Below are 5,460 nucleotides of genomic sequence, written 5' to 3'. Positions count from 1 at the left end.
CTGTGGTGCGGCGCTGACGAACTGGGAAGAGCAACGCCGCCGCAGCCAGCGGGCGATGGAACTTGCATACCCACAGCCGGACGCGCCGACACAGCCGGGGCAGTCGCTGACACCTGCTGAGACCAAAGCCGCGCCACTCATCACCGCCGCCCGCAAACGGCACGAAGTAACCCGGGCCAAGGCCACCCAGACCCTGCGCGAACTCGACCGCACCGGAGCCCCGGTGTCCTTCGAAGGCGTCGCCCGCCGAGCCGGTGTTTCACGTTCATGGCTGTACACCCAGCCCGACATCCGGGCCGAGATCGAACGCCTCCGTGACACTGACCGACGTTCCTCCTCCCCACCGATTCCCACCGTCCGCCGCTCCTCCGAAGCCCTGATCCGTGCCTACCTGGAGGCGGCTTTGAAACGGAATCGGCAACTCGCCGAAGAAAACCAGCGCTTGCGCCGGCGACTCGCTCGCATTGCATCGGCTCTCGGTGACCAGCGAGCCTCGTCCACACACCCACTCCCTCCGCCCAGTCCGGCACATCGCTCTTCAGTAATGATCGGCCTGCGCTGAGACCGGCGCTCGGCACCTTCACGCGGCCAGGCCGAAAGCCTCGCCCTCGGCTTGGCCGCCCAGTCACAGCCCTGATGGGGCGGTGAGCTTGAGAAAACGGTGATGGCAGCGAAGAAGGGGACCCAGTCGGCCGACGATCGGCGTCCGGTCCCATGCTGAGGAGCCGCCGCCCTGGGGCCAGGCCCGTCGCGCACGGGAAGCGACAACGGCAGGGGAGTGCATGACTGAGGATGTGCAGCTTGCGCGCGACCTGACGATGGCGCTGGTCGCAGTGCCTAACTTCGGCGGTGAAGTGCGCATACTGCTCCGGCGGGCCACTGCAGTCTCCGTGCGCGCGCGAACTGCCGGGCTCGCCTGCGGTTGCAGGCGTGCCCGGCAGAAGGAGGGGAAGCGGTGAGCCAGGACTCTCTCAGCTGCCCGCCCGGCGTGGTCGCGCTACCGCCCGACTTCCGCGCCTTCCACCAGCTTTACCACGCCGCCTACCTGAACTGGGCGGCACTCCACCTCGGCTCGTTCGCGGACGCCGAAGCGGCCATCGACCGCGCCTTCGAGCATCTGGTCCTGTGCTGGCCGACCGTACTGGAACAGCCCGTACCCGAAGCCTACGCGTGGCAGATCGTCAAGCACCACACCATCGACCTGGCCCACGCCCGCAGACGACAGCCTGTAGTGATGGACACCGCCGCTTTCAAAACCACCGGCCTGCACACCGCGCTCGATCCGATCGGCGAACCGGAGACGCCGTTGAGCACCCACCAGGAAATCAACAGCCTGCCCGAGTGGCAACGCGACGTCATCGTGCTGCGGTACAACCTCGGCTACGACACCGCTACCACCGCCCGCATCCTCGGGATCACTCCTGCCGCAGTCCAGACAACAGCCCGCCACGCCAGACACTGCATACGACACGTTCTCAGGGCAGACGAGCAGGAAGGAAACCACGATGAGTGCCTCACCGATTGACCAGCTGCCGGCCAAGCCCGACTCCACGCCCGGCCCTGCACTCCCAATGGGCCAGAACACCGTCCCTCCCCGAGCGCCGCATACGGCGGCAGGGGCCCGCACTTGCCGTCGGCGATGACCTGCTCGATCAACGCGTGGTGGTTGGGCGTTCGGCCTGCAGGGTCCGCAAGAGCGCGGATCAACTGGAGCGGGCTCTTTCGCGGTTGCTCCAACCCGGTCAACGGAGCCAGGCCCAGACAGGGCATTGTGGCGGCTACTTGGCGGTTGGCGCCACGTACCGTCAGATGGCCGCCGGACCAGCGGAGCACATCAAGGAGGTCCCCTCCAAGCTCCGCCAGCTGCTGAATCTGGAGAGCGGTATCAACAACGGGCTGGTACTGCTGTTGCCCAGCCAAGTCCTCGGGTCACATGACGCTCCTCCCGCGGCCTCAGCCCGTGAATCAGTCAAGATATTTGCGGCAGAGTGACAGTGCGTCATATCAGTGGCACGTTGGTTTAGCGTGTGGAGAGGAGTTGCGGCACCTCGATTTCCTACGTCTGGACAGGGTGTTGGTGGAATGCGTGACGGTTGAGGACGGCGTGGTGCGGGGTGGTTGCTCGCACGCCGAAGGATATCCCCCTGTCGTGCCAGGACTGTGGCGTCTCCTCGCGTCGTGTCCACAGCCGATATCAGCGGGGCACCTGGCCGATGCCGTGGTCGGGGGCCGTCCGGTGGTCATCGACTTGCCGGCACAGCACCTGTTCTGCGATCCGTCAACTACGCAAACTGTACCTGCGTGTCGCGCTCGCGAGGCGGCGGACTTTACCAAACGCCCTGCCCCAGAGGCGGCGGGGCCCAGAGGTCCCTTTCACAGGAATGGCCGCATCATGCAGCTTGCGAAATCCACCGCACGTGAAGTCATGCGACGGTCCGTGCAGCGGAAAGCACGGAGCGGTCCCCGCTCGCGGGGAGGGAAACAGGACCCGGCCGGTGAGCCTTCTCGCCCGCACCGGACGGCACTGCCAACATTGACATCCCTCGCAGGTGAGCGGAAAACACGGCGGTATCGCACGCAGGGTCAGGCTCGCCTTCTCACAAATTGAGCCGCCACGAGTCGCCCAACCAGCCTTTGGCCACAGCCCGGTGGCGCGTTCTTGGCGCTTGAACGGCAAGCACTCTTGCCTGCTGCGCTGTTTCTCGGAACGATCTTCTCCCCCCAGAGCAATAAGGAGATTGCGTATGGCGGGCAACGGCACGATCGCCGAAATCACAGCCACCGGCGGGCACGTCAAAGGCATCGATGAGCGGGCGTTCGCAATACTGGTCTCCGAGCCCCCGCTGCCCCGCTGGCGGGTCATCCCCGTGGATGGAAGGATCCAGCTCCAGGAGGTGGACACCGGCCGGTTCCTCACTGCTCCCCACACCGACGACTGGGCGCAGGCCGCAGTGAACTCGACGGACGCCAGTACGCCGAACTCGCGATGGATCGCCCACAGAGCCGACGACGACCCCGGCAGGGAATCCGTAGAGATCACGGAAACGGGTTTTTACACCTTGAAACTGGCAGGAAGCGACCGGTACCTCAGCCTTCTCCTCGCGGAGCACCGTTCCCTCCTGCCCAAGCGACTGGTGCTGGGGCCCAACTTGCATGCCCTCCAACCGAGGCTTCTTTTTGAAGTGGTGAGCTGAGCCCATCCCACTGAGGCGGGCCGGGCCCTGCCCTCAGTGATCAACTGCCTGCGTTCGCACGTGTCCAGATCCCCCCACAGCCCGCACACCTCCCGCACCGAAGCACGCTCGCGGTGTGGGAGGGGCCAGGAAGGGCCATGCGGGCATCTCGGCTGCCGCCTGGCCGACCGCCTTGCTGACAGGCCCCGCTCCGGTCAGGGTTGAGGACCAAGCGCGCCCAGTGTTGCGCCACCGGGCGGGGCCGCCTTGCGCCCAGCAGGTTCCCAAATTTGGCGGGTGCGAACCCGAACTCCACAACACGCGGAGCCACGGGTGAGATTCCCCCCACCGTGGGCAAGGCCGGAGGGGCACCACAGGGCCCGTGGAAGTGACAACGAGATAGAGCGACGTCGCAACGGAATGGTCACGCAGTGGAGCGACAATGCCGCATTGAGACACAGGGCAGCGCACTGTAGTGCGGGCCGTGCGCCGGCGGGCGCCGAAGTGAACGGAAGCCTTCCTTCCTGTCGGAATAACCTCATGCTTACGGTCCGGTTATCTGTCAAGTTGCGGTCCGGCACGTGAGGCCCGACACAATGGAGTGAACTGCCCAGCGGCGCCGGAACCGGAAGGGGGCGACGATGGCGAAGATCCGGATCGGTGGTCTCGGCCAACTCCTGTTGATCGTTGTGGCCGCCGTTCTGACTCTGACCGTCGCCGATGGTGCCTACGGAGAGCGTGCAGCGCCCACATCGGCCAGGGGCGGCGCCGGTTCCCGGAGCGCTGCCCCAGTGGCCCGGACCACCGCCCCCGTTGCCGCCCCGATGGCGTCGGGTGCCTCCGACGATGCTGAGTCCACCTCCGACGACACGGAGTCCACCTCCGATCCCTGTCCGGTGCGGCGCTGCAGTCGTTCGACGGCCGAGCCCGCGCGGTCCGGCACACTCGTGTCGGCGGCGGAGTGGGCAGAGGCCGACAGCGGGCCGGGCATCACGGCCCCGCTGACTGGACGTCAGGCCGTGCCGCTGTCGAGATCGGGTGAACTGCCGGTTCGCCACGGCGTCTTCCGCTGCTGAGAGCACAGAGCTGTCCCAGGGCCTTCCCCGGCCCGCGTATCCGACGGCTGGGTCCAGCCGTCACCACGTACACCCTTCATGGCGCGCGTTCGTGCGGCGCTGTGCGGTGACCTGCACGCGCGGGCCCCTCACGGCGCGGTGGGCCGCTGCTCGTGCTCGCATGCGTAGCTGTTGTGCCTGTGCCTGCATACGTATTTGTGCCCGTCTTGGTGCCTGTGTCCGTACACGTACCCGTGCCTGCACACAGACGCGTGCTCGCACCCGTGCCAGTGCCGGCCCCGGGCCCGGGCGTGCGCCGCCGCACCCCGAATTCGCTGGAGGCATGCTCATGCGTAAGTTCCACTCTGTCCGCCGCCGCCCATCCCAGCCGTCCATAACCGATCGGCCCTCATCCGATCAGTCCTCCCGGTCCGCCAAGATCTCCCGGTCCCGCTCGTACTTCCACCCTTCGCGGGGCTCGCTGGCGCTGTGGCGTGCCGACTTCACGGCGTCCCTCGTCGTCTTCCTCGTCGCCGTTCCGCTCTGTGTGGGGGTGGCCGTCGCCTCCGGGGTGCCGGCCGAGCTGGGGCTGATCACCGGGATCGTCGGCGGCCTGCTCACCGGGCTGCTGCCCGGCAGCAGCCTCCAGGTCAGCGGTCCGGCCGCCGGGCTGACCGTGCTGGTCTACGAAGCGGTGCAGGAGTTCGGGCTCGGCGCGCTGGGTGCGTTGGTGCTGGTCGCCGGGGTGCTGCAGCTGGCCATGGGGGCGCTGCGGCTGGGGCGCTGGTTCCGGGCGATCTCCGTCGCGGTCGTGCAGGGGATGCTCGCCGGGATCGGGCTGGTGTTGATCGCCAGTCAGCTGTACACCCTGGTGGACGCCGAGGCGCCGGGCAGCGGGCCGGCGAATCTGGCCGGGCTGCCGGGGCTCGTGGCGGACACCGCCGGGTCGGGTACGGCGCTGACGGCCCTGGCCATCGGGGCGTCGACCATCGCTCTGCTGGTGCTCTGGCCGCGGTTGCGGAAGGCGGCCCCGCTGCTGCCGAAGCCGCTGGCCCGGGTGGTGCTTCCGACGTCCCGGATGCTGCCCGCGCCGCTGGTCGCGGTGGCGCTGGCGACCACCGTGGTGGCCGTGCTGGATCTGCCGGTGGCGCGGGTCGAGGTGCAGGGCCTGCTGGACGTCGTGCAGCCGCCGGGCGGTGCGGACTTCGCGCGGCTGACGGAGGCCGGGGCGC

The 5,460-nt window shown here is 67.9% G+C and carries 4 protein-coding genes; all 4 read left to right on the top strand.

Annotation, left to right across the window (positions count from 1 at the left end; genetic code table 11):
- On the top strand, nucleotides 1-562 hold a 562-nt coding region (locus tag AZE13_RS34225), incomplete at its 5' end, for a DUF6262 family protein (RefSeq protein WP_220127587.1).
- A 393-nt stretch (nucleotides 563-955) separates the two neighbouring features.
- Complete coding sequence (locus tag AZE13_RS20880; RefSeq protein ID WP_079124203.1) at nucleotides 956-1,525, top strand: RNA polymerase sigma factor; 570 nt, start codon at nucleotides 956-958, stop codon at nucleotides 1,523-1,525.
- 1,219 nt (nucleotides 1,526-2,744) lie between these two features.
- The gene (locus tag AZE13_RS20875) at nucleotides 2,745-3,194 is read left to right on the top strand and encodes a hypothetical protein (protein WP_066933954.1); all 450 of its coding nucleotides are present in this window, start codon (nucleotides 2,745-2,747) and stop codon (nucleotides 3,192-3,194) included.
- 1,383 nt (nucleotides 3,195-4,577) lie between these two features.
- On the top strand, nucleotides 4,578-5,460 hold an 883-nt coding region (locus tag AZE13_RS38280), incomplete at its 3' end, for a SulP family inorganic anion transporter (protein WP_258527902.1).

The organism is Streptomyces sp. NBRC 110611 (genome assembly GCF_001590865.1).
GTDB lineage: Bacteria > Actinomycetota > Actinomycetes > Streptomycetales > Streptomycetaceae > Streptomyces.
This window is presented reverse-complemented; position numbering and strand designations above follow the sequence as displayed.

What these genes read in the sequence shown, in the direction of transcription:
- AZE13_RS20875 (WP_066933954.1), top strand. Translation starts at nt 2,745, where the DNA reads ATGGCGGGCAACGGCACGATCGCCGAAATCACAGCCACCGGCGGGCAC.